Raw genomic sequence first — 23,663 nt, 5'->3', positions numbered from 1 at the left:
GATTCTTTGATTTATTTGGACAATGCTGCTACTACTCCAATGTCAGCAGTAGCTATCGCAGAAATGACCAAGGTCATGCAGGAAACCCATGGGAATCCTTCAAGTATTCACAGTCATGGTCGCCATGCTGGTAAACTGCTCCGTGAAGCGCGTCAGGAGTTGGCTCACTTACTTAGAACCAAGCCACAACGAATCTTTTTCACATCTGGCGGTACAGAAAGTAACAATACCGCTATTATCGGCTATTGTCTCCGCCATCAAGAGCGTGGAAAACACATCATCACGACAGCTATTGAGCACCATTCTGTGCTTGAGACCATTGATTACCTGGTGCAACATTTTGGCTTTGAAACGACCATCATCCAACCAGTAAATCAAGAAATCACTGCTCAGCAAATTCAAGAAGCGTTACGTGACGATACCATTCTAGTTTCTACCATGTATGCCAATAATGAAACGGGTAGTCTCTTACCTATCGCTGAAATTGGACATATTTTAAAAGAGCATCCTGCTGCTTATCATGTTGATGCTGTTCAAGCTATCGGAAAAATCCCTATCCATCCTGAAGAATTAGGAATTGATTTCCTTAGTGCTTCCGCTCACAAGTTCCATGGACCAAAAGGAGTTGGCTTTCTTTATGCTTCTTCCACGGGCTTTGATTCCTACCTTCACGGTGGCGATCAAGAACAAAAGAAACGGGCTGGAACAGAAAACCTTGCTGCCATCGTCGGTATGGTTGCTGCCCTCAAAGAAGACTTGGATCATCAGGCCGAGCATTACCAAAAACTAGAGGGATTAAAAACTGCTTTTCTTGGTGAAATTGCGGAACTCGACTTCTATCTCAACGAAAGCAAACACCAGCTTCCTTATGTTTTCAACATTGGCTTTCCTGGTCAAAAAAATGACTTACTCTTGCTTCGGTTAGACCTTGAAGGAATCTCAATCTCAACTGGTTCAGCCTGTACTGCTGGTATTGTGCAGACCAGTCATGTACTCGAAGCTCTTTATGAATCGGATTCCCATCGTTTAAAAGAGTCTGTCCGTATTAGTCTGTCCCCTCTTAATACCGAGAACGAACTGAAACAACTGGCACAAACCTTAAAAAATATTATTGGAGATTAACCTAATGGCATTCGAAAAAACCATTAAACTACAAAACTGCCGCTACGACTACACACTTAGCCCATCTGTCAAAAAATTCACACTAAGAGACAATACTTTCTTTGAAACAAAGGTAGGAAACTACGAACTGACTCGTCTACTTGAAAAAGTTCCTAATAGTGGTGAAGGTTTCCTACTAAAAATTATCATCAACAAAGAGCTTACAGGTGTTAAAATTAATATCACTGACAAATCAGGTCTTCGTTTGGTCAATATCTTTAAATCTGAAGAACACCATATCCACCAAGAGAAATTCTACTTCCTCATGGACAGTCTTGTAGAACGCGGAATCTTCACAAAAGAAGAGAGATGATTGGCTATGTTTCGTTTGACTTATAAAGATAACTATCACGTAGAACGTACACTTGAATTTGCCGATTACGAAGAGCTTATGCTATCACTATCAGGCTGTGTTACCCTGCCCGACACTCTCCTAATCAGTTCCTTAACACGGAATGATAAAGTGATTTATCAAGGATTAGTTGGCGATCTCTACCGTTTTTTATCACAAACTAATTTTTCAGATTAAAACTAAGAATTCTCTTAGTTTTTTCTTGTTTTTGTTGATTTTTTCACAATGTTTCTATAAAATAGAAGAATAGAAAGGTTGTGATTTTGTGAAAGATAAACAGTCTGCTATTCCAAAAGCAACAGCAAAAAGACTCTCTCTTTACTATCGAATTTTCAAGAGATTTCATGCAGAAAAAATTGAACGTGCCAACTCTAAGCAAATTGCAGAGGCTATCGGTATCGATTCTGCGACTGTCCGTCGAGATTTCTCCTATTTTGGCGAACTAGGTCGTCGTGGTTTTGGTTATGATGTCAAAAAATTGATGACGTTTTTTGCTGATCTCCTAAATGATAACTCGATTACTAATGTTATGTTGGTTGGAATTGGAAATATGGGGCATGCACTTCTCCACTACCGCTTCCATGAGCGTAACAAGATGAAAATTATCATGGCCTTTGACCTAGATGACCATCCAGAAGTTGGGAGCCAGACACCTGATGGGATTCCAATCTATGGTATCTCTCAGATTAAAGAAAAAATCAAAGAAGCAGATGTCAAAACTGCTATCCTAACTGTTCCAAGTGTTAAATCACAAGAAGTTGCCAATCTTTTGGTCGATGCGGGTATAAAAGGTATTCTCAGTTTTTCACCCGTCCACCTTCATCTTCCAAAAGATGTGGTCGTTCAGTATGTCGATTTGACAAGCGAACTCCAAACTCTCCTCTATTTTATGCGTAAAGAGGATTAGAAAGCGAAAGCATTTATGAAAAAACCAGTTATTGGGATTACAGGAAATGAAAAAGCTCATCCAGATGATGATGTCATGATGAGCTATGCAGCAAAAGGCTTTGTTGAAGGAGTCAAGGACGCTGGCGGAATTCCAATCATCCTTCCGATTGGTGATCAAGAAATGGCAAGCCATTACGTCGCTATGATTGATAAACTCATCCTTACGGGTGGGCAAAATGTTGATCCAAAATTCTATGGTGAACCTAAAACCATTGACAGCGATGACTACCATCTTCAAAGAGACCAGTTTGAATTAGCCCTTATCAGAGAAGCCATCAAGCAGAAGAAACCAATTTTCTCTGTTTGTCGGGGTACCCAGCTTTTCAATGTCGCTATGGGAGGTACGCTTCACCAAGATATCGAGGATCATTGGCAGGACTGTTCAGCCGAATACACGACCCAACGCCTCGTAACGGAGCCTGATACAATTCTCCGAGAAATCTATGGAGAAATCTCCCATATCAACTCCTTCCACCACCAGAGTATTAAAGATCTAGCTCCTAATCTTAAGGTTGTAGCACATGATCCTAAAGATGGAATCATTGAGGCTGTGACAACTACGGACGGCTTTCCTTATCTTGGTGTTCAATGGCATCCTGAATTTCTCTTTGAAAATCGACCCAAAGATAAAACGCTATTTGACTATGTTGTTAACGAACTCTAAATCAGATCCGTCTTTTCACGGTAACTAAAGTAATCTGAGTGCGAGACGATCAGATGGTCCAAGAAAACTATTCCCATCAGTTCACAAGCTTCCTTGACCAGCTTAGTGACATGGTCGTCATTTCGACTAGGAGATACGGCACCAGATGGATGGTTATGAACGAGAATCACAGAGGTGGCCATATGCTTCAATGCATAGTGAAGGATTTCCCTCGGTTCAGCAATACTACGTGTCGCAGATCCGATAAAGATGGTCTGCTGATGAATGATTTGATTTTGAGTATTGAGATAGAGCGCCACTAGGTGCTCTTGTTTTTTGTCACCAAGTTCCTGTTGCATTTTCTTGGCTAGCTTTTGACTACTGAGAATACTTTCCATCTCAAGGGTTTCATGTTTGTGAATGCGATGACCCAGTTCAATTACCGCTTGTAGTTCAATGGCTTTAATACGTCCAATACCAGACAGACTTTGCAATTCCTGCAGAGTCATTTTTTTCAAATCAGTTAAGCTGTTTAGACTATTCAAGACTTTTTGGGCAATTTCAAAAACGTTTGCTTGACGCGTTCCTGTTCTGAGCAGAATGGCTAACAATTCTTGATTGCTCAGAGCCTCTACTCCTTCTTTAACCAGTCTTTCTCTCGGTAAGAGTGAATCTTCTTGGAATGAAATACTATACATAAAAATCCTCCTCACTTTATTATTCGTGAGAAGGATGAAAAATTAGATTTTTTTCTCAATTGGGGCTACGCTGGCTAGGAGTTTTTTCAGTCCTACCTCTGGGAAATTGATTTTTAGTTCCTGAGTAGCGCCACTACCTGAAACTTCAAGGACTGTACCTTCACCCCACTTCTTGTGGAGAGCAATGTCCCCAATAGACCAGTTTGTATTGCTTGAATCTTTTTTATTTCCTGCTGCAAATTGTCCAAATGGAAGACCACTTGACTGGATAGAACTTGGTGCAGCATTGCGTTTCCGTTCTTGAAGAGCCTGAGCCAAACTCATTCCTTGACCGAAAGCAATCCCACCACTGCTATAAGATGCCTTGAAGCTGGTATTAGCTGGACGAGCCAAACCTTGATACTCAAGCAAGTCCGAACTAATTTCATTGATAAAACGGGTCGGACGATTGTAGTTGGTACGACCGAAAAGCAGGCGAGAGTTGGCATTGGTCAGATAGAGGATCTTTTCTGCGCGTGTGATACCTACATAGGCCAAACGGCGTTCCTCTTCTAGCTCATCTGGATCTTCAGCTGCGCGACTAAGCGGAAAGACATTTTCCTCCATCCCGATGATAAAGACAACTGGGAACTCGAGTCCCTTAGCTGCATGGAGGGTCATCAAGGTCACTTCTGACGTCTCCTGACTGCCTGAATCTGTGTCCGCAATCAAGGCAAGGTCATTCAAGAAACGACTTAGTTTATCTAAACCGGTTTCCTCTTCTTGACTATCAGGATTGTCATCAAAGTTCTTGGTAACAGAGAGAAATTCCTCGATATTTTCAACCCGAGCCTTGCTTTCCAAGGTTGCTTGGGCATTGAGAATATCGATATAACCTGTTTTTTCTAAAACAGCCTCAACTAACTCTGTAATGGTTAACTGGTCCAGTTGCTCGCGCAAATTCAGAATCATATTTGCGAAATCCCAGATCGACTGGGCTGTCTTTCCCTTGATGCCAGACAACATGATGTTGGCTGAAGCATCCAGCATAGACATCTCTTGCAGGTTAGCAAAGTCACGGATTTTCTCAACTGTTCCTGGGCCAATTCCACGTTTTGGTTCGTTAATAATGCGCTCAAAACTGATATTGTCACTCAGATTAGCGATGAGATTGAGGTAGGCGATAATGTCACGGATTTCCTTACGGCTGTAGAACTTGGTCCCACCAACCATAGTATAAGGAATATTGGACTTTAGGAGAGCCTCCTCAATAGTACGGGATTGCGCATTAGTTCGATAAAGAACTGCAAAATCCTTGTGGAGGAAGTTTTGACTGCGACCAAGTTCATCGATGGTTTTGGCTACAAAAACAGCCTCGTCCTGTTCGTCATTTGCACGATAGTAAATAATCTGCTCCCCATCGGCATTCTGGGTCCAGAGATTCTTGGGGCGGCGATTTTGATTGTTTTTGATGACGTCATTGGCAGCTTGGAGAATGGTTTTAGTTGAACGATAATTTTCTTCTAGCAAAACTACCTTGGCTTGAGGATAATCTTTCTCGAAGTCCAAGATATTCTGCATATCAGCCCCACGCCAACCGTAGATGGACTGGTCCGCATCCCCAACCACGCAGATGTTTTTAAAGCGTGAAGCTAAGAGTTTGACCAGTTGGTACTGGGCATGGTTGGTATCTTGGTACTCATCAACGTGAATGTACTGGAACTTCTGCTGATAGTAAGTCAAGACGTCAGGATTCTGATCAAAGAGGCGCAGGGTCAACATAATCAAATCATCAAAGTCAACCGATTCTGACTGACGAAGTTCTTTTTGATAGGCTGTGTAACACTGGGCCACAATTTGCGTGTACATATCACCAGCTTGAGCAGCATAAGCCACATCATCTATCAAATCATTCTTGGCATTGGAAATGGTTCCCAAAATGGTTCGTTCATTCCATTTTTTAGGATCCAAGTTTAACTGCTTGAGAATGCGCTTCATAAGGGTACGTTGTTCACCAGGATCTACAATAGTAAAATTACGATTGTAGCCAATGTGATCTGCATCACGACGCAAAATACGAACACACATGGAGTGAAAGGTCGCAATCAGACAGTCCTGAGTTGCTGGATTGAGCCCATAAGCACGCTCCTTCATCTCACGCGCAGCCTTATTGGTAAAGGTAATGGCCAAGATATTCCAAGGATTAACCATCTTTTCATCAATCAAGTAGGCGATTCTGTGAGTCAAAACTCGAGTCTTTCCAGAACCAGCCCCCGCCATAATCAATAAGGGACCTTCTGTCGTTTGCACCGACTCAGCCTGACGGTCATTCATTCCATTCAATAATGCGTTCATTTTCTCTTCCTTATTCTTGAAGTCAATGTTACTATTATATCAAAAATCAGGGAAAATATCTTTACCTAGACTGGTTGCGTGTAGAAGAAAACTCTCTCATCAGCTGAAGATAACTCCTCATATCTAGATAAGAAAAAGAGCTTGGATAGCATTTCCAAACTCATTTAATATCATTTATATCATTAGAACAATCCTAGAACAGTTCCATCACTTTCAACATCCATGTTGAGAGCTGCTGGTCGTTTTGGAAGTCCTGGCATGGTCATAACATCACCAGTAAGGGCTACAATAAAGCCTGCACCTAATTTTGGTACCAATTCACGAATGGTAATTTCAAAGTTTTCAGGTGCTCCAAGTGCATTTGGATTGTCAGAGAAACTATATTGCGTTTTTGCCATACAGATTGGCAATTTGTCCCATCCATTCTGAACAATCTGAGCGATTTGCGTTTGAGCTTTCTTCTCAAAGTTTACTTTGCTACCACGGTAGATTTCACTAACAATCTTTTCAATCTTTTCTTGGACAGAAAGATCATTGTCATAAAGACGTGTGTAGTTGGCTGGATTTTCAGCGATAGTCTTGACAAGCGTTTCGGCAAGCGCTACGCCACCTTCTGCACCATCAGCCCAGACACTTGCTAGTTCAACTGGCACATCGATTGAGGCACAAAGTTCCTTCAAAGCTGCGATTTCAGCTTCTGTATCCGTGACAAATTCATTAATCGCAACAACTGCTGGAATACCGAACTTGCGAATATTTTCAACATGGCGTTTCAAGTTAGCAAAACCTGCGCGCACTGCTTCCACATTTTCCTCTGTAAGAGCGTCCTTAGCTACGCCACCATTCATCTTAAGGGCACGAAGGGTTGCGACAATAACTACTGCATCTGGAGAAGTTGGCAAGTTTGGTGTCTTGATATCAAGGAATTTCTCAGCACCAAGGTCCGCACCAAAACCAGCTTCAGTAACAGTATAATCAGCCAAACGAAGGGCTGTACTTGTTGCCAAAACAGAGTTACATCCATGAGCAATGTTGGCAAATGGACCACCGTGTACAAAGGCAGGTGTACCGTAAATTGTCTGAACCAAGTTCGGCTTAATAGCATCCTTCAAGATCAAAGCCAAAGCACCCTCAACCTGCAAATCACCTACAGAAACTGGTGTACGGTCATAGCGATAACCGATAACGATATTAGCTAAACGACGTTTCAAATCTTCAATATCAGTCGCCAAGCAAAGAATGGCCATGATTTCAGAAGCAACTGTAATATCAAAACCGTCCTCACGTGGAATACCGTTTAGAGGACCACCAAGTCCAACGGTCACATGACGAAGAGCGCGGTCATTCAAGTCCACAACACGTTTCCAAAGGATACGACGTTGGTCAATTCCCAACTCATTTCCTTGGTGCAGGTGATTGTCAATCAAGGCAGAAAGAGCATTGTTGGCAGTTGTAATGGCATGCATATCCCCAGTAAAGTGAAGGTTGATGTCCTCCATTGGCAACACTTGGGCATAACCACCACCGGCTGCCCCCCCCTTGATCCCCATGACTGGACCAAGTGACGGTTCGCGAATGGCAATCATGGTTTTCTTACCAATCTTGTTCAAGGCGTCTGCAAGACCAATGGTAATGGTTGATTTCCCTTCACCTGCAGGCGTTGGGTTGATGGCAGTTACCAAGATTAATTTACCAACTGGATTGCTCTCAACTGCACGAATTTTATCGAAGCTTAGCTTAGCCTTGTACTTTCCATACAACTCCAAATCGTCGTAAGAAATACCAAGCTTTTCCACAACATCCACGATTGGCTTTAACTCAATACTCTGCGCGATTTCAATATCTGTTTTCATAACAAACTCCTCTAATCTCTAATGTGATAATTCATTATAACACAAAACAAGATTTTTAACACCCTTAAACTCTTAAAACGTTCGTAAATATCAATATTTCAGGGGTTACAATAGCGCTTTTTAAAATTTTATATGCTTTTATAGTTTTAGACTATAGTATTCCTTCGTTTTAGAAAAAATTTATCGCTTTCATTTTACTTACTGTTTATTTTTGTGTACAATAGTCCTATGAAAATTTTAGTTACGTCGGGCGGTACGAGTGAAGCTATCGATAGCGTCCGCTCTATTACGAACCATTCCACAGGTCGCTTGGGGAAAACCATCACAGAAACCTTGCTTGCTGCGGGACACGAAGTTTGTTTGATAACGACAAAACGAGCTGTGAAGCCAGAAACTCATCCCAACCTAAGCATTCGAGAAATTGACAATACCAACGACCTTCTAGTTGTTATGCAAGAACGTGTTAAGGAATATCAGGTCTTAGTCCACTCAATGGCTGTATCAGACTACACACCTGTTTATATGACGGGGCTTGAGGAAGTACAGGCTAGCTCTAATCTAGAAGAATTTTTAAACAAGCAGAATCATCAGACTAAGATTTCTTCAACTGATGAGGTTCAGGTTTTATTCCTGAAAAAAACACCTAAAATCATCTCTCTAGTCAAGGAATGGAATCCAGCTATTCATCTGATTGGTTTCAAACTGCTAGTTGATGTCTCTGAGGATTATCTCATAGAAATTGCTAGACAGAGTCTTATCAAGAACCGAGCAGACTTGATCATTGCAAATGACCTTACTCAAATTTCAGCAAATCAGCATCGGGCAATCTTTGTTGAGAAAGAGCATCTTCAAACTGTTCAAACCAAAGAGGAAATTGCAAGCCTCCTTCTTGAAAAAATTCAAGCATACGATTCTTAGAAAGGAAAGCCATGGCAAACATTCTAATCGCAGTGACAGGTTCCATCGCCTCCTATAAAGCAGCTGATCTCGTCAGTTCTTTAAAAAAACAAGGCCATAATGTCACTGTCTTAATGACCGAGGCGGCGAGAGAGTTTATCCAGCCTTTGACACTACAGGTACTCTCACAAAATCCTGTTCACCTTGATGTCATGCAGGAACCCTATCCTGATCAAGTCAATCATATTGAAAGAGGCAAAGAAACCGACCTTTTTATCGTCGTCCCTGCTACCGCTAATACCATTGCCAAACTAGCACATGGTTTTGCGGATAACATGGTTACGAGTATAGCTCTTGCCCTGCCAGACCATGTCAAAAAGTTAGTCGCACCAGCCATGAACACAAAAATGTATGACCATCCGGCAACTCAGGCTAATCTAAAAACATTAGAGACCTATGGTTATCAGATTATCTCTCCAAAGGAATCTCTACTAGCCTGTGGCGATCACGGCAAAGGCGCCCTAGCTGACCTGAATACTATTTTAGAAAGAATAAAGGAAACCCTCGATGAACAAACGCTCTAACATTGCTCCAATTGCTATCTTTTTTGCAGTTATGCTCGTTATCCACTTTTTGAGCTCTCTCCTATTTAATCTTTTCCCATTTCCAATCAAACCAACTATCGTGCATATTCCTGTTATTATTGCAAGTATTATTTACGGCCCACGAGTTGGTGTTACACTTGGTTTCTTGATGGGGCTACTTAGCTTGACGGTTAACACGATTACCATCCTTCCAACCAGCTATCTATTCTCACCTTTTGTACCAAACGGAAACATCTATTCCGCAATGATCGCCATTCTACCTCGCATTTTGATTGGTCTGACACCTTATTTAGTTTATAAATTATTGAAAAACAGAACGGGTCTCATCATTGCCGGAGCTCTCGGTTCACTTACCAACACCGTCTTTGTACTTGGGGGAATCTTCTTACTTTTTGGAAATGTCTTCAATGGAAATATCCAAAAACTCCTGGCAACGGTTATCTCTACAAACTCAATTGCTGAACTCCTCATCTCTGCAGTTCTCACAGTAGCAATTGTCCCACGTCTCGAAACCTTGAAGAAATAAACATAATTCCACTTTCGTCCTGAAGGTGGAGTTTTAGTTTTCACCAGTAAAGGCTCATCTTCTACTCATAAATGGTTATTTATCAAAGAGTCATTAGTTCAAAATTTTGAAAATATATGAAAATCCTTTGAATCTACCACCTATACTTTTGAAAATTTTCAATAAAATCAAAATAAATTCTTGACATGTCTATCTATTTATTGTACTATACTTGTGTATATACAGTTAAATGGAGGTTCTTATGGATATACGGAAAAAAACGCAGTTTATGACGATGACTGCCCTACTCACAGCAATCGCGATTTTGATTCCAATCATTATGCCTTTTAAAATCGTCATCCCACCCGCTTCTTATACCTTGGGAAGTCATATCGCCATCTTTATCGCCATGTTCCTATCACCCTTGATGGCTGGTTTTGTGATCATCGCTTCTAGTCTTGGCTTCCTGATGGCAGGCTATCCCATGGTTATCGTCCTGCGCGCCTTTTCTCACATCGTTTTTGGTATTTTGGGAGCATTTTACTTAAAAAAATTCCCTGAAACCTTGGATAAACCAAAGGCATCTTGGATTTTTAACTTTGTTTTGGGTGTTGTTCATGCTATTGCTGAGGTGGTAGCTTGTATCATCTTCTATGCTACTTCAGGTACAAATGTTGAAAATATGTTTTATGTTCTCTTTGTCCTAGTTGGTTTTGGTACAATCGTTCATAGTATGGTAGACTATACATTAGCACTAGCTGTCTATAAAGTGCTTCGAAAACGTCGCTAAAAGGAAAAGCTATGACAAAAGATCGCAAACAAGCTCTTCTCAAACTTTTAAAAGAGTCACCAAAAGCTCTCAATGGTCAGACCTTGGCTGAACACTTTCATGTCACGCGCCAAATTATCGTCCAAGATATTGCCATCTTGAGAGCCGATGGTGCTCCTATCCTATCCACCAATCGTGGCTATATCTATAAAGAAAACAATGCCAGTCCTTACGTTCACAAACTCTTTAAAGTGAAACATGAACTGGAAGAAATTGGGCAGGAACTTCTAGCTATTGTAGATAATGGCGGACGCGTTCAAAATATCTTAATCGATCATCCCGTTTATGGTGAAATTGAAACTCTGCTCAAACTCACCTGTCGTCGAGATGTCCAGCACTTTCTGGAACAAGTTGAAAATTCTGACTTTAGACCACTTTCTGAATTGACAGATGGCATTCATTATCACCTTGTTGAAGCTGAGACACAACAAGACCTCCACTATATCGAGGAGGCCTTGGATCAATTAGGTTATTTAGTAAAAGACTAGAAAATTTCTTTCTCCCAGCCGTCCTCTGTACGGCGAGGGTAGAAAAATTCAGACTTGTCCGGAGCTTCCATCATCTCCATCAAAGGTAACATATCATAGGCCAGATCCAAGTTTGGAATCTGGTCTTTTTGCACCCAAGATACTTCTCCTTCTTCTGAAGATTGGAGATTTCCAGTAAACTCTGTCGCTTTGTAACAAAAGACGATGTAGCGTTCACCTGTATCTAGAGGCCAATTTTTAATACCAACCAGTTGGGGATTCTGAATGGTCAGACCTGTTTCTTCGTAGATTTCACGGATAACTGACTCGGCAAAAGCCTCGCCATTCTCAACATGACCTCCAGGAAAGGCATAACCAGACCAGCGATTCTCTTCAGGAGAGCGATATTGCATGACTACTCGCTTATTTTCTAGATCTTCGATTAGACAGATGTTGGTTAAAATAGTTGCTTGGGCACGGGACATAAATTTACTCACTTTCTAATTTATTATAGAATTTTTTCAGACTTGATGTCAGATTTCATGATAAAGGGATTAATCAGCTCATGATAATAGTATACATCATGAAGCAAATATCCTTTTGTTATGACAATTTCTTGTTCCCTAACTTCATAATCAATAGTGATTGGAACAGGAGGATTTGGAATAAAAGCGAAGACGACAATTACAAATAACCAAATATAAAAACTACAAATCGCACTGCGCACTCCTTCAAGGAAGCGATATTTCCCCTTTAAAAAGTAAATAAAAATATGCGAAATAGAGAGGATAATTGGAACAAAAAGCCTTGTATTCCACGCTATGGGAATAAATTTCAGTCCAAATATCCCAAATAGAAGATCAAGAATTGCAAAGGACTTCAAAAAGCGAATAAATAGAGTAAAAATTAGAAGAAAGATCCAAATATTCCAAATAATCGGAGTAAATGATAAACCAAATGACCATAATATGAAATGAGCGATAACAAATGCTATCAGTAAGGAATATAGGACAGTATAAATAAGCTTGTTAAAAGTACTCGATTTTTTCACTATTTATTTCTCCTTTAAATTCAAACTACTAACTAATGACTAATATCCATCACTTTTAAATTATCTCGTCTATTATTTTAACACAAATTATTACATATAAAATTTTTAGTTAAAATTACTTCCATAATAGAGCATCTTATGGTTTTGAACTTTTAAAGAAACACTACTACCTGAACGATATCCTTTAGCACCATAGTAGTAAGAAACCTCATAAAAGGCATCTGGCAACTCGGCATTATCTATCCCATTTGAAATAAATCCTGTCAGTCCGCCTTCACTATCAAAATAATCTTTCTCACCCTCTTCTAAAACAGTATCGCGATAGATGATGTATCCTTTAATCATTTCTTTTTCCAAGAATTCATCAATAGGAATATCATACAAACCTTGAAAAGCTTTTCCTTCCTTACGGTTCTTTTCAATGAGGGCATAATAGTCTTGGATATTTTCAGATTCAGTATCGACACTCCAGTAACTGTTCACATATTCTAGATTTGGATTTTCATATTGCTTAAAAAAACTCTCTACCTTTTCTTTGTTAGAAACACTGACAGGATGCTGGTTGAGTAGTTTATGAGCCATGTCTGAAAATTCTTGTAACATGGTTTTCGTAGTCCCATCATAGGCTAGTTCTTCATCAGTCTTTTGGGGATTGTATTTTGAGGACTTTGGACGATAAAACAAGGCATGACTCACAGTGACTCTACTTCCATCAACCTCTTCACTATAATCGTATTCAATTTTGTATTTTTCAGAAGTCCATTTATCTCTAGAAAACTTCGTAACCTTCATATCTCCTTTAAAACCATACAAATCAAGGGTTCTTCTTACTGCTGTCTCTACTTCCGCTTGATTTGCTTCAGGAAAAATATCATAAGTTGTTGTAAAGATAAGGAAGGCAAAACGTAGAATAAAGAATAAAGGGACAATATTTATAATACAGAAAATTAAAAGTAACCATTTTTTCATTACTAGATTCTCCTTATTAATAAAAAGATTATAATTTCTTTGAAGCTTTAATTTTTTCTCAACTCAACGATAAGGAATTTTCGAACTTTCTATCTCTATATCAGGATTGGCAAGTTTGAGATAAGGAGCAATATAGTCTGCATCCGTAACCTTTGGACCTAGAATAACTTTTGAGTATTTCAAGGGAAGTAAATTGATGTATACAAATAAATCATATCTACCTTTATCTTTTGGACTTAATACGATATACTTCCTAAAATCTTTATAGTTAACCTTATCAAAAATCTCTAATCCAATTTCTTCCTTCTTCAAGCTAAAATCATTATGGTTAACTTTATCAAAAACTTCTAACCCAATTTCTTCTTTCTTCAAGTATTTCTCATTTGATGAATCATTAGCATCTCTATTAATAATATTTTGTATCGCTGTATCATCTAAATTAATTAAAATACGATACTCCATTTCATACTCATAGTCTTTAACTTTGAAAAGGTAAGAAATCTTCTTTAATTTCTCAGCAAAATCTATTAATTCTTTTTCAGCTTCCAGCTCCTGTAATTTTTCAAAAATTTGTTTTAAATTATGAAGAAATTTACCAACCTCTGTTTCGTCTTTATTTTCTGACATTAAATCTAAATAATGAACTTTAACAAACTCTATTGATTTATGAGCAACAATATCTTCAAGATAAGACAGATCATATTCAAGGAAGGCACCTTGAGATGAATCTGCATATTCCTTCCACATAGGTAAACTATCAGATACCGTGGTTAGAGAAGATATAAAAACATTGGAAGTTTGATATTGTTTGAAAAACGTATTATCTATACCCAAATAATCATATATTACTCTTCCTTCCATCGGATCATTTAACTGTTTTAGATTAGTCAGTCGTAAAAAGGGAGATTTTTCTTTAGAATCATTTTCATTTTTATTGTCATTTTTCCAGTCAGCTTTTATAAGATGATTTGTTAATGTGTCAATCTTAGTATAATGTCCAAAGGAACCAATTTCTTTTAACTCTGTAGCATCAACAGTTAATTTAGAACGTATATAGTATATAATCTTATCCGCTTGTTCTAAAAGTTGATTAGCATCAAATGACAGGATAAATTCTGAATCACTTTTCTCATTCAAAATATCATGATTATACTTCTCAATTAACTTAATAGCTTGGTTGCGAATTATATCCGAATCATTTTCTTCTGCTATCTTTCGAACAACATCAATCGAATCTTCAATTACATCATCAAAGTGTCTTAACACAAAATCTAGATAGTCATCAATATCTTCAGCTTGAGGATTCTCCATAAAATAGTCATTTATTATCTTTAAGTGCTCAAATTGAAAAATTGAAACAAGCTCATCTAATTCAAAATACCAATATAAAATGTCTTTAAAATCATTATCTTTAAAATCATGATCTTTAAATATAAAGCCAATGAATGATTCTAATTCCTTCTTAAAATAGTTTCTTCTTTCTTCTGGCAAACTATCTTTTTCAAATAATACAACAAAAACTGAAAGTATGGTCGAAATAAGTTTTTTTCCATCCTCTAGATTTTCTTTTAATATTAAATCACGGATTTTAAAGAAATAACTATCATTTTCAAACAATATAGAATATTCTTCATATTCCTTTGTTAAAAATAAATATCTATACAAAATATATAAATATTCAAAATTTTCAAACCAATTAAATGACTGGACATTATTTAATAATATTTTATTTAGTGTAACTAATATATTTTTTGCTGCGATCTTACCTATTTTTTCTATTAAATTCATACAAACATACAGAACCTTGTCTGCATATTTTAATTGTTCTTCTTCAGATAACTCTAAATATTGATTAATAAAGATTTCAAGTTCGGATTTCAGTTTATTTTCGTCCAACGAGTCAAAATGATTCTTTAATTCAGATTCACTAAATTTACCTGTAAAATAATTTAACACTTCCATTTTATCTCCTTCTAAAATTCTAATCCAACGCCTTGACTTCCAGCATCATATCTCGAATCTGCGCTGCCAGTTCAAAGTCAAGCACTTCGACAGCTTCTTGCATTTGTTTCTCTAGTTTCTTGACGAGTTCTTTGCGCTCTTGTTTGTTGAGGCTATTGATATCGACTTCCTTATCAACCGCCTTGGTTATGGCAATCAGGTTAGAGATAATCTCAGTAAAAGTTTAAGGTCACTGTCTCAGTGTATAATTTAGTGCTCTTGCTCCTATTTTTAATAAAACAATAAAGTTTTAAGTTTGTTTAAGATTTTTTAAATTCTTAATTAAAGCGAGAATATACGCCATTAATTTATTTCTAAAATACTCAATGATAGCGCCTGAAAAAAATAGGACAAGTGTCATAACTAGAATAATAATGACAAACATGAGTAATTCTTGTTCTTCAACTAAAGTATAAATGTTTGGTATAATTCTTCTAAAAATAAGAGGATGTACATGAAACAGATAAATCCCCAAAGTTAGTGGAGATACTAAAAGAACTAGTCTCTTAAAAGTTAAAGGAAGATTTTTAATTTTCAAGAATAGTAAAAAGATTGCTATGCCTTGAAGTGTGACCGTTGGAGAAATATAACTTCTCCACTGTTCATAACCAAACCAGCACAATATAAAAGTTAAACTAGTTAGAAATAAAATTAAACCACTAACATTACGTATTTGAAAATGACTTTCGTAATTGAATTTTCTAATAATTGCTCCTAAAGTGTACAAGAGAATCATCCATAATACACTATATCCACCCCACAGACCCAGAGTATCTTGTTTAAATACTGTGGGTATGACGGAAAAGTATATAAATGCTCCACTAATAATTGGAAGCAATAGTTCTTTTTTCAATGTCAGCACTGCTTGATTCAAAAATGGTGCTATTAAGACTAAACCAAAATAACAACTCATATACCAATACTGTCCATGACTTATTGGAGTAAAAGCTGAAAACCAATCACTTAAGTTGACAGATGATTTTGAAAAAATAGCAAATACAAAAGTAATTGAAATAGTATAGAAAATAATCTGTACCCAAAAACTAAACATTTTTTTATAACTAAATTGTGAATAAAGACCGACATACCCACTGATTAAAATATAAATATTTACAGCTGAATATGAGAAAGCTTCTAAAAAATTTGCAAAAATATAGTAAAGATCTTTTTGACTATCAACTTTCTCCAAAATGCCTCCCATACCCAAAACATGTAAATTGCAAATCATCAACATAGCTAAAATTCTACAACATTCAATGCCTATGTGTCTAGTTTTTTTTGCTGTCATATTATGTCTTTCTATATATTTCTATTTCTTTATAATTTTTTCAGTTTAACGCCTTGACTTCCAGCATCATATCACGGATCTGAGCTGCCAGTTCAAAGTCAAGCACTTCGACGGCTTCTTGCATTTGTTTCTCTAGTTTCTTGACAAGGTCTTTGCGTTCTTGTTTGTTGAGGCTATTGATATCTACTTCCTTGTCCTCTTCCTTGGCAACTGCCTTGGTTACGGCAATCAGGTCACGGATTTCTTTCTTAATGGTTTGTGGAACGATACCATGCTCTTCATTATAAGCCATCTGAATTTTCCGACGACGGGCCGTTTCATCGATGGCACGTTGCATAGACTGAGTCACCGTGTCCGCATACATGATGACATGTCCTTCGCTATTACGTGCAGCACGTCCAATGGTCTGGATGAGGCCACGTTCGTTACGAAGGAAACCTTCCTTATCAGCATCGAGAATGGCAACCAAGCTTACCTCAGGAACGTCAATCCCTTCACGGAGCAAGTTGATTCCGACCAAGACATCAAAGACACCCAAACGTAGGTCACGGATAATCTCAGTCCGCTCTAAAGTCTTGATATCCGAGTGCATGTACTTAACCTTGATACCCATTTCCTTAAAGTAGTCGGTCAAGTCTTCTGCCATCTTCTTGGTCAAGGTTGTGATAAAGGTTCGCTCATTTTTTTCAACACGGGCATTGATTTCACCTAAGAGGTCATCAATCTGTCCCATAGTTGGACGGACTTCCACCTCTGGGTCTAGAAGCCCTGTTGGGCGAATGATTTGCTCGATCACTGTCTCGGTCTGTTCATTTTCATAGTCACCAGGTGTCGCTGAAACGTAAACAATCTGATGCACATGACTTTCAAACTCCTCCCGACGTAGAGGACGATTGTCCAAGGCAGACGGCAAGCGGAAACCATAATTAACCAGCATTTCCTTACGAGAACGGTCTCCATTGTACATTCCCTTAATCTGCCCCATAGTCATGTGGCTCTCGTCAATCATGATTAAGAAATCATCTGGGAAAAAGTCAAGAAGCGTATAAGGGGGCTCTCCTTCGCTACGACCATCCATGTGACGAGAGTAGTTTTCAACCCCATTTGTATAACCCATCTCACGTAACATCTCGATATCATACTCTGTCCGTTGTTTCAAACGCTGGGCTTCTAGCAGTTTTCCTTCCTTCTCAAAGACAGCTAACTGCTCTTCCAACTCTGCCTGAATCTTGGCAATAGCAACTTCCATGTGATCGTCATTGGTCACAAAGTGAGTCGCAGGGAAAATCGCCAAATGATCCACTTCTCCCAATACCTGACCTGTCAAAGCCTCAACTTCACGGATACGGTCAATCTCATCCCCGAAAAACTCTACTCGAAAAGCGTGTTCATCTCGGGAAGCTGGAAAAATCTCTACCACATCCCCACGAACGCGAAATCTTCCCCGTTGGAAATCAATATCATTGCGTTCAAACTGAATATCTACCAAGTCATTCAAGAGTTTATCACGCGAAATCTCAAGACCTGGACGGAGACTAACCACGCTATCAGAGTATTCCTTAGGCGAACCTAAACCATAGATACAAGAGACAGAAGCCACAACGATGACATCATTACGTTCCAGAAGGGCTGAAGTCGCTGAGTGGCGGAGCTTGTCAATCTCGTCATTAACAGAGCTGTCCTTTTCAATATAGGTATCGCTAGAAGGTACATAGGCCTCTGGTTGGTAATAGTCATAGTAGGACACAAAGTACTCAACAGCATTTTCAGGGAAAAATTCCTTAAACTCTCCATAGAGCTGACCAGCTAGGGTTTTGTTATGGGCAATGACCAAAGTTGGTTTATTGACTTTGGAAATGACCTGACTCATGGTATAGGTCTTCCCTGTACCCGTCGCCCCCATCAAAATTTGGGCTTTCTCTCCACCTTCAATATTATCAACCAACTGCTCAATTGCCTGGGGTTGATCTCCTGAAGGTTCGTATTTTGATACTAGTTTAAATTTATTATCTGTAATCCGATTGATCATAAGAATCCTCTCTCCATGTGCTATTCCTATTTTAGCATACTTATAGCATTTTCACGAAGAAAAGGACGGACCTAAGTCACATCCTTTCATTTTCTTTCTTTAATTGATTAGCGAGATAGACAATCAGAAGTAACAAGACTAAACTTGTCATGATAGAACCTTCAATCCCAAAAGAGCCTCCTGATAGCCAGCCTTGATCGCCTTGTGGTAAAAAGATCATCAGAGACGTTCCTGACGGTTGACCGCTAACTAAAATGCCAAAAATATTGCCCTGAGCAAAATTCCAAGCTCCATGAATACCTGCAACACCCCAAACTGTATCAGTTTTGAGAAGGTAAAGAGCCATGGCAACTCCGAATAAGAAGAGATTCACTAGAGATAGAGGTGTTAGACCAGAATTTCCCACATGAAGCAGGGTAAAGAATATGCTAGATATGACAACAGCAAGTTTTAGATTGGTTCTTGAGGCCAATTGTGGAAGAAGCCAAGCACGGGACACCACTTCTTCTGCTGTCCCCTGTAAAATCCAAAATGGGATAGTAAAGACGACAAAAGTAAGCGAATAAGGATTCAAGCGAATGGATTCCAAACGATATTGCCCCAAGACCACCAAACCTAACAAGGTCAGAAGAAAAAGTGCCAAACCTAGGCCAAATCCTTTCAGAAGACTGCTAAGGAAATTTTCTCTATAAAATCCCAAGGTTCTAATAGATCTTTTCTCAACTTTTTTAGTCCATCTGAACACAGTATTGAGAATAAAACCAAAGGACAGCAATGCTAAAATTAAACGAAAGTCACTTGTTTTATCCGTCAAGCTCTGCTGCAAGGTTTGCAAGTAAGTTGCAAGATTTTGACCAGCCTCTCCAAAATTTCTAGCAAGTCCGATGAGAGCTAACAAACTAATACCATACAAAGTATATGCAACAAACTCTCCTATAAAGACAAAAACAAAGGCTAACAAAGGACTTGTGTAAATATTTAAACCCGTTTGGGAAGATTGGAAGTCTTTAAATATTTTTTTATTCTTCATGTTCCTACCCTCATTTCTTCTATTATATGCTATTATTATAGCACTTTGTAGTGGCAATTCAAGAAAGAAACAAAGGGCTTTTATGTTATATTTTCTAACATATAAGTCTGTAAAATTTGCCTTCTGAAATATTTTCTGTTATAATGGGAAAATATTCGGAAAGGAGACTTAAAATGAAGAAAAAAATCCTAGCATTTTTGCTAATTTTATTTCCCATTTTCTCACTAGGAGTAGTAAAAGCTGACACAGTTAAATCCAAGTATGTTATTGCCAGTGATTCATCTTTTGCTCCCTTCGTATTTCAAAATTCAAACAACGAGTACACTGGTATTGATATGGACTTGATCAAGGCTATTGCCAAGGATCAAGGAATTGAGATTGAAATTACCAATCCTGGATTTGATGCAGCTATCAGCGCCGTTCAGGCTGGACAAGCTGATGGTATCATCGCTGGTATGTCTGTGACGGATGCTCGTAAAGCAACGTTTGACTTCTCAGATTCCTACTACACTGCTAATACCATTCTCGGTGTAAAAGAATCAAGCACCATCGCTTCTTATGAAGACCTCAAGGATAAGACAGTTGGTGTTAAAAACGGGACGGCTTCTCAAACATTCCTTACAGAGAACCAAAGCAAATACGGCTACAAAATTAAAACTTTTTCAGATGGCTCTTCTATGTATGACAGTCTAAACACTGGAGCTATCGATGCCGTGATGGATGATGAGCCTGTTCTCAAATATTCTATCAGCCAAGGGCAAAAATTGAAAACGCCAATCGCTGGAACTCCAATCGGTGAAACAGCCTTTGCAGTCAAGAAAGGCAGCAATCCTGAATTGATTCAGATGTTCAACAAGGGACTTGCCAACCTAAAAGCAAACGGTGAATTCCAAAAAATTCTTGACAAGTATCTAGCCAGCGAAGCATCAACTACTTCTACAAATACAGTTGACGAAACCACTATCTGGGGTTTGCTTCAAAACAACTACAAGCAACTCCTTAGCGGGCTTGGAATCACTCTCGCTCTAGCCCTTATTTCGTTTGCGATTGCGATCGTGATTGGGATTATCTTTGGTATGTTCAGCGTTAGTCCATACAAATCTCTTCGTCTTATCTCTGAGATTTTCGTTGACGTTATTCGTGGTATTCCTTTGATGATTCTTGCAGCCTTCATCTTCTGGGGAATTCCAAACTTCATCGAGTCTATCACAGGCCAACAAAGTCCAATCAACGACTTTGTTGCTGGTACCATTGCCCTTTCGCTAAATTCGGCTGCTTATATTGCTGAAATTGTTCGTGGTGGTATCCAAGCCGTTCCAGTTGGTCAAATGGAGGCCAGTCGCAGTCTTGGTATCTCTTATGGAAAAACCATGCGTAAGATTATCTTGCCGCAAGCAACTAAACTAATGCTTCCAAACTTCGTCAACCAGTTCGTTATTGCTCTTAAAGATACAACTATCGTGTCAGCTATCGGTCTGGTTGAACTCTTCCAAACTGGTAAGATTATCATCGCCCGTAACTACCAAAGTTTCAAGATGTATGCAATCCTTGCTATCTTCTATCTTGTAATTATCACGCTTTTGACTAGACTAGCGAAACGCTTAGAAAAGAGGATTCGTTAATGGCAAAACTAAAAATTGATGTAAATGATTTGCATAAGTATTATGGAAAAAATGAAGTTTTGAAAGGTATTACAACCAAATTCTATGAAGGAGATGTTGTTTGTATCATCGGTCCTTCCGGTTCTGGTAAATCCACTTTCCTCCGTAGCCTTAACCTTCTCGAGGAGGTAACGAGTGGCCATATCACAGTAAATGGTTATGATTTGACTGAAAAATCGACCAATGTCGACCATGTTCGTGAGAACGTAGGAATGGTTTTCCAACACTTCAACCTCTTCCCTCATATGTCCGTCCTAGAGAATATCACTTTTGCACCTATTGAACACAAACGGATGACCAAAGAAGAAGCTGAAAAATTGGGGATGGAATTGCTTGAAAAGGTTGGACTAGCAGATAAAGCGAATGCCAACCCAGATAGCCTTTCAGGTGGTCAAAAACAACGTGTGGCTATCGCACGTGGTCTAGCCATGAATCCTGACATCATGCTCTTTGATGAGCCAACTTCTGCCCTCGACCCCGAGATGGTTGGAGATGTACTAAACGTTATGAAGGAATTGGCGGAGCAAGGTATGACCATGATCATCGTAACCCACGAGATGGGATTTGCTCGTCAGGTAGCCAATCGTGTTATCTTTACGGCTGATGGTGAATTCCTGGAAGATGGAACACCAGACCAAATCTTTGATAACCCACAACACCCTCGTCTGAAAGAGTTCTTGGACAAGGTCCTAAACGTATAAAACGAAACTGTAAGGAAATCCTTACAGTTTTTTAATTACGTATTGGATTTTTTGATTTTTTTGAAAATTATGATAAAATAAAAACTATGATAATGAGGAAATCTCATCCCTAGTCCAACTAGGAAAAAATATAGAAATTAGGTAGCTAGATGTCATCAAAGGTTATTGTTACAATTTTCGGTGCGAGTGGAGATTTAGCTAAACGCAAACTCTACCCTTCCCTTTTCAGACTCTATAAATCAGGCAATCTCTCTGAACATTTTGCAGTTATCGGAACAGCTCGTAGACCTTGGAGTAAGGAATATTTTGAATCTGTAGTTGTCGAGTCCATCCTTGATTTGGCAGATAGTACCGAGCAAGCCCAAGAGTTTGCTAGTCATTTCTACTATCAAAGTCATGATGTTAATGATACTGATAATTACATTGCTTTACGTGAATTACAGGCTGAGCTTGATGAGAAATACCAAACGGACCACAACAAACTCTTCTTCCTATCGATGGCTCCTCAATTCTTTGGTACCATTGCCAAACACCTCAAGTCTGAAAACATCGTTGACGGCAAAGGCTTTGAGCGCTTGATTGTTGAAAAACCTTTTGGTACAGACTATGAAACTGCAAGTAAGCTGAATGAAGATCTTTTAGCAACATTTGATGAAGAACAGATCTACCGTATCGACCATTACTTGGGGAAAGAAATGATTCAAAGTATCTTTGCGGTTCGTTTTGCCAATATGATCTTTGAAAATGTTTGGAACCGTGAGCACATTGATAATGTGCAGATTACCTTTGCTGAGCGCTTGGGAGTTGAGGAACGTGGTGGCTACTATGATGAATCTGGTGCCCTCCGTGACATGGTTCAAAACCACACTCTCCAGCTTTTATCACTTTTAGCCATGGACAAGCCTGCCAGCTTTACAAAAGATGAGATTCGTGCTGAGAAGATTAAAGTATTTAAAAATCTCCACCAACCAAGTGAGGAAGAACTAAAAGAACACTTTATCCGTGGTCAATACCGTTCTGGAAAGATTGATGGTAAGAAATACATTTCCTACCGTAGCGAGCCAAACGTTAACCCTGAGTCTACAACAGAAACCTTTGCATCCGGTGCCTTCTTTGTAGACAGCGATCGCTTCCGTGGCGTTCCTTTCTTCTTCCGTACTGGTAAACGCCTGACAGAAAAAGGCACTCATGTCAATATCGTCTTTAAGCAAATGGACTCTATCTTCGGAGAACCATTGGCACCAAATATCTTAACCATCTATATCCAGCCAACAGAGGGCTTCTCTCTCAGCCTCAATGGTAAACAAGTAGGTGAAGAATTTAACCTAGCACCAAGCTCTCTGGATTATCGTACAGATGCTACCGCTACTGGAGCTTCACCAGATCCTTACGAGAAACTGATCTACGATGTCTTGAACAACAACCCAACCAATTTTAGCCACTGGGATGAAGTAAGTGCTTCTTGGAAATTGATTGACCGTATCGAAGAGCTCTGGGCTGAAAATGGAGCTCCACTCTACGATTATAAAGCTGGAAGCATGGGACCACAAGCTAGCTTTGACTTACTTGAAAAATATGGAGCCAAATGGACCTGGCAACCAGATATCGCCTATCGTGAAGATGGCCGTTTAGAATAGCAAA

Annotated in this window: 23 protein-coding genes and 1 pseudogene; 13 read left to right on the top strand and 11 right to left on the bottom strand. The window is 38.9% G+C overall.

The window, feature by feature from the left end; all coding sequences use genetic code 11:
• Positions 1-6: 6 nt before the first annotated feature.
• The 5 genes from D8801_RS01870 (at position 7) to D8801_RS01850 (ending at position 3,125) form a co-directional block, all read left to right on the top strand.
• Positions 7-1,122: a cysteine desulfurase family protein gene (locus D8801_RS01870; protein WP_125847432.1), complete on the top strand. Its 1,116-nt coding sequence runs from the start codon at positions 7-9 to the stop codon at positions 1,120-1,122.
• 4 nt (positions 1,123-1,126) lie between these two features.
• Positions 1,127-1,474: a DUF1831 domain-containing protein gene (locus D8801_RS01865; RefSeq protein WP_125847430.1), complete on the top strand. Its 348-nt coding sequence runs from the start codon at positions 1,127-1,129 to the stop codon at positions 1,472-1,474.
• A 6-nt stretch (positions 1,475-1,480) separates the two neighbouring features.
• Entirely contained in the window at positions 1,481-1,690 is a 210-nt protein-coding gene (locus tag D8801_RS01860) for a DUF4649 family protein (RefSeq protein ID WP_125847658.1), read from the top strand.
• 88 nt (positions 1,691-1,778) lie between these two features.
• Positions 1,779-2,420, top strand: a complete 642-nt coding sequence (locus D8801_RS01855) for a redox-sensing transcriptional repressor Rex (RefSeq protein ID WP_000653416.1) — start codon at positions 1,779-1,781, stop codon at positions 2,418-2,420.
• A gap of 15 nt (positions 2,421-2,435) precedes the next feature.
• Positions 2,436-3,125 carry a gamma-glutamyl-gamma-aminobutyrate hydrolase family protein gene (locus D8801_RS01850; RefSeq protein WP_125847428.1) on the top strand — a complete coding sequence of 230 codons (690 nt, stop codon included), beginning with the start codon at positions 2,436-2,438 and terminating at the stop codon, positions 3,123-3,125.
• Here D8801_RS01850 and radC read toward each other — a convergent pair.
• The 3 genes from radC to D8801_RS01835 form a co-directional block, all read right to left on the bottom strand.
• Complete coding sequence (radC, locus tag D8801_RS01845) at positions 3,122-3,802, bottom strand: RadC family protein (RefSeq protein WP_000286939.1); 681 nt, start codon at positions 3,800-3,802, stop codon at positions 3,122-3,124. The two genes, D8801_RS01850 and radC, sit on opposite strands and share 4 nt — an antisense overlap.
• 42 nt (positions 3,803-3,844) lie before the next feature.
• Positions 3,845-6,136 carry a DNA helicase PcrA gene (pcrA, locus tag D8801_RS01840; RefSeq protein ID WP_125847426.1) on the bottom strand — a complete coding sequence of 764 codons (2,292 nt, stop codon included), beginning with the start codon at positions 6,134-6,136 and terminating at the stop codon, positions 3,845-3,847.
• A 182-nt stretch (positions 6,137-6,318) separates the two neighbouring features.
• Complete coding sequence (locus D8801_RS01835) at positions 6,319-7,989, bottom strand: formate--tetrahydrofolate ligase (protein ID WP_125847424.1); 1,671 nt, start codon at positions 7,987-7,989, stop codon at positions 6,319-6,321.
• A 228-nt stretch (positions 7,990-8,217) separates the two neighbouring features.
• On the opposite strand from D8801_RS01835, the gene coaB reads away from it, so the two are divergent.
• The 5 genes from coaB (at position 8,218) to D8801_RS01810 (ending at position 11,313) form a co-directional block, all read left to right on the top strand.
• Complete coding sequence (coaB, locus tag D8801_RS01830) at positions 8,218-8,907, top strand: phosphopantothenate--cysteine ligase (protein WP_125847422.1); 690 nt, start codon at positions 8,218-8,220, stop codon at positions 8,905-8,907.
• A gap of 11 nt (positions 8,908-8,918) precedes the next feature.
• Positions 8,919-9,470, top strand: coding sequence for a phosphopantothenoylcysteine decarboxylase (gene coaC, locus D8801_RS01825; protein WP_001274053.1), 552 nt, complete (start codon positions 8,919-8,921; stop codon positions 9,468-9,470).
• Positions 9,454-10,017: an ECF transporter S component gene (locus D8801_RS01820; protein ID WP_125847420.1), complete on the top strand. Its 564-nt coding sequence runs from the start codon at positions 9,454-9,456 to the stop codon at positions 10,015-10,017. Before coaC ends, D8801_RS01820 begins: the two co-directional genes overlap by 17 nt.
• A 241-nt stretch (positions 10,018-10,258) precedes the next feature.
• Positions 10,259-10,786, top strand: coding sequence for an ECF transporter S component (locus tag D8801_RS01815; RefSeq protein WP_125847418.1), 528 nt, complete (start codon positions 10,259-10,261; stop codon positions 10,784-10,786).
• 11 nt (positions 10,787-10,797) lie between these two features.
• Positions 10,798-11,313 carry a transcription repressor NadR gene (locus D8801_RS01810; protein WP_125399343.1) on the top strand — a complete coding sequence of 172 codons (516 nt, stop codon included), beginning with the start codon at positions 10,798-10,800 and terminating at the stop codon, positions 11,311-11,313.
• Here the strand turns inward: D8801_RS01810 and D8801_RS01805 are convergent.
• The 8 genes and pseudogenes from D8801_RS01805 to D8801_RS01770 all read right to left on the bottom strand — a co-directional run bounded on the left by D8801_RS01805 (position 11,310) and on the right by D8801_RS01770 (position 19,660).
• On the bottom strand, positions 11,310-11,777 hold the full coding sequence (locus D8801_RS01805; protein ID WP_125847416.1) for an 8-oxo-dGTP diphosphatase: 468 nt from the start codon (positions 11,775-11,777) through the stop codon (positions 11,310-11,312). The two genes, D8801_RS01810 and D8801_RS01805, sit on opposite strands and share 4 nt — an antisense overlap.
• Positions 11,778-11,800: 23 nt before the next feature.
• The gene (locus tag D8801_RS01800; RefSeq protein ID WP_125847414.1) at positions 11,801-12,343 is read right to left on the bottom strand and encodes a hypothetical protein; all 543 of its coding nucleotides are present in this window, start codon (positions 12,341-12,343) and stop codon (positions 11,801-11,803) included.
• A gap of 105 nt (positions 12,344-12,448) precedes the next feature.
• Positions 12,449-13,312, bottom strand: coding sequence for a hypothetical protein (locus D8801_RS01795; RefSeq protein WP_125847412.1), 864 nt, complete (start codon positions 13,310-13,312; stop codon positions 12,449-12,451).
• 63 nt (positions 13,313-13,375) lie between these two features.
• A complete protein-coding gene (locus tag D8801_RS01790; RefSeq protein ID WP_125847410.1) occupies positions 13,376-15,274 on the bottom strand; it encodes a DUF2971 domain-containing protein in 1,899 nt (632 codons plus the stop codon).
• Between the two features lie 19 nt (positions 15,275-15,293).
• Positions 15,294-15,482 (bottom strand): annotated as a pseudogene (locus D8801_RS01785) (UvrB/UvrC motif-containing protein); the annotation flags it as partial.
• Positions 15,483-15,563: 81 nt separating this feature from the next.
• Positions 15,564-16,601, bottom strand: coding sequence for an acyltransferase (locus tag D8801_RS01780; RefSeq protein WP_125847408.1), 1,038 nt, complete (start codon positions 16,599-16,601; stop codon positions 15,564-15,566).
• 40 nt (positions 16,602-16,641) lie between these two features.
• Positions 16,642-18,630, bottom strand: coding sequence for an excinuclease ABC subunit UvrB (gene uvrB / locus D8801_RS01775; protein WP_125847406.1), 1,989 nt, complete (start codon positions 18,628-18,630; stop codon positions 16,642-16,644).
• A 76-nt stretch (positions 18,631-18,706) separates the two neighbouring features.
• Positions 18,707-19,660, bottom strand: coding sequence for a CPBP family intramembrane glutamic endopeptidase (locus D8801_RS01770; RefSeq protein WP_125847404.1), 954 nt, complete (start codon positions 19,658-19,660; stop codon positions 18,707-18,709).
• Positions 19,661-19,833: 173 nt separating this feature from the next.
• Between D8801_RS01770 and D8801_RS01765 the strand changes: the two genes are divergently transcribed.
• From D8801_RS01765 to zwf, 3 genes are all read left to right on the top strand, one after another.
• A complete protein-coding gene (locus tag D8801_RS01765) occupies positions 19,834-21,282 on the top strand; it encodes an amino acid ABC transporter substrate-binding protein/permease (protein WP_125847402.1) in 1,449 nt (482 codons plus the stop codon).
• Positions 21,282-22,022, top strand: a complete 741-nt coding sequence (locus D8801_RS01760; RefSeq protein ID WP_001096337.1) for an amino acid ABC transporter ATP-binding protein — start codon at positions 21,282-21,284, stop codon at positions 22,020-22,022. The genes D8801_RS01765 and D8801_RS01760 overlap by 1 nt, the downstream gene beginning before the upstream one ends.
• Before the next feature lie 149 nt (positions 22,023-22,171).
• Positions 22,172-23,659 (top strand): glucose-6-phosphate dehydrogenase, encoded by a 1,488-nt coding sequence (gene zwf, locus D8801_RS01755; protein WP_125847400.1) that lies wholly within the window; start codon positions 22,172-22,174, stop codon positions 23,657-23,659.
• The last annotated feature ends 4 nt before the right edge of the window (positions 23,660-23,663 follow it).

The organism is Streptococcus oralis (assembly GCF_003943415.1).
Classification (GTDB): domain Bacteria; phylum Bacillota; class Bacilli; order Lactobacillales; family Streptococcaceae; genus Streptococcus; species Streptococcus oralis_BJ.
Note: the sequence above shows the minus strand (reverse complement) of the source record. Positions and strands in the feature narration are given on the sequence as shown.

Excerpts from the sequence above, each read along its gene's own strand:
- D8801_RS01865 (WP_125847430.1), top strand. The coding sequence starts at position 1,127 with ATGGCATTCGAAAAAACCATTAAACTACAAAACTGCCGCTACGACTAC.
- D8801_RS01860 (WP_125847658.1), top strand. The coding sequence starts at position 1,481 with ATGTTTCGTTTGACTTATAAAGATAACTATCACGTAGAACGTACACTT.
- D8801_RS01850 (WP_125847428.1), top strand. The coding sequence starts at position 2,436 with ATGAAAAAACCAGTTATTGGGATTACAGGAAATGAAAAAGCTCATCCA.
- radC (WP_000286939.1), bottom strand. The coding sequence starts at position 3,802 with ATGTATAGTATTTCATTCCAAGAAGATTCACTCTTACCGAGAGAAAGA.
- pcrA (WP_125847426.1), bottom strand. The coding sequence starts at position 6,136 with ATGAACGCATTATTGAATGGAATGAATGACCGTCAGGCTGAGTCGGTG.
- D8801_RS01835 (WP_125847424.1), bottom strand. The coding sequence starts at position 7,989 with ATGAAAACAGATATTGAAATCGCGCAGAGTATTGAGTTAAAGCCAATC.
- coaB (WP_125847422.1), top strand. The coding sequence starts at position 8,218 with ATGAAAATTTTAGTTACGTCGGGCGGTACGAGTGAAGCTATCGATAGC.
- coaC (WP_001274053.1), top strand. The coding sequence starts at position 8,919 with ATGGCAAACATTCTAATCGCAGTGACAGGTTCCATCGCCTCCTATAAA.
- D8801_RS01820 (WP_125847420.1), top strand. The coding sequence starts at position 9,454 with ATGAACAAACGCTCTAACATTGCTCCAATTGCTATCTTTTTTGCAGTT.
- D8801_RS01815 (WP_125847418.1), top strand. The coding sequence starts at position 10,259 with ATGGATATACGGAAAAAAACGCAGTTTATGACGATGACTGCCCTACTC.
- D8801_RS01810 (WP_125399343.1), top strand. The coding sequence starts at position 10,798 with ATGACAAAAGATCGCAAACAAGCTCTTCTCAAACTTTTAAAAGAGTCA.
- D8801_RS01805 (WP_125847416.1), bottom strand. The coding sequence starts at position 11,777 with ATGTCCCGTGCCCAAGCAACTATTTTAACCAACATCTGTCTAATCGAA.
- D8801_RS01795 (WP_125847412.1), bottom strand. The coding sequence starts at position 13,312 with ATGAAAAAATGGTTACTTTTAATTTTCTGTATTATAAATATTGTCCCT.
- D8801_RS01790 (WP_125847410.1), bottom strand. The coding sequence starts at position 15,274 with ATGGAAGTGTTAAATTATTTTACAGGTAAATTTAGTGAATCTGAATTA.
- D8801_RS01780 (WP_125847408.1), bottom strand. The coding sequence starts at position 16,601 with ATGACAGCAAAAAAAACTAGACACATAGGCATTGAATGTTGTAGAATT.
- uvrB (WP_125847406.1), bottom strand. The coding sequence starts at position 18,630 with ATGATCAATCGGATTACAGATAATAAATTTAAACTAGTATCAAAATAC.
- D8801_RS01770 (WP_125847404.1), bottom strand. The coding sequence starts at position 19,660 with ATGAAGAATAAAAAAATATTTAAAGACTTCCAATCTTCCCAAACGGGT.
- D8801_RS01765 (WP_125847402.1), top strand. The coding sequence starts at position 19,834 with ATGAAGAAAAAAATCCTAGCATTTTTGCTAATTTTATTTCCCATTTTC.
- D8801_RS01760 (WP_001096337.1), top strand. The coding sequence starts at position 21,282 with ATGGCAAAACTAAAAATTGATGTAAATGATTTGCATAAGTATTATGGA.
- zwf (WP_125847400.1), top strand. The coding sequence starts at position 22,172 with ATGTCATCAAAGGTTATTGTTACAATTTTCGGTGCGAGTGGAGATTTA.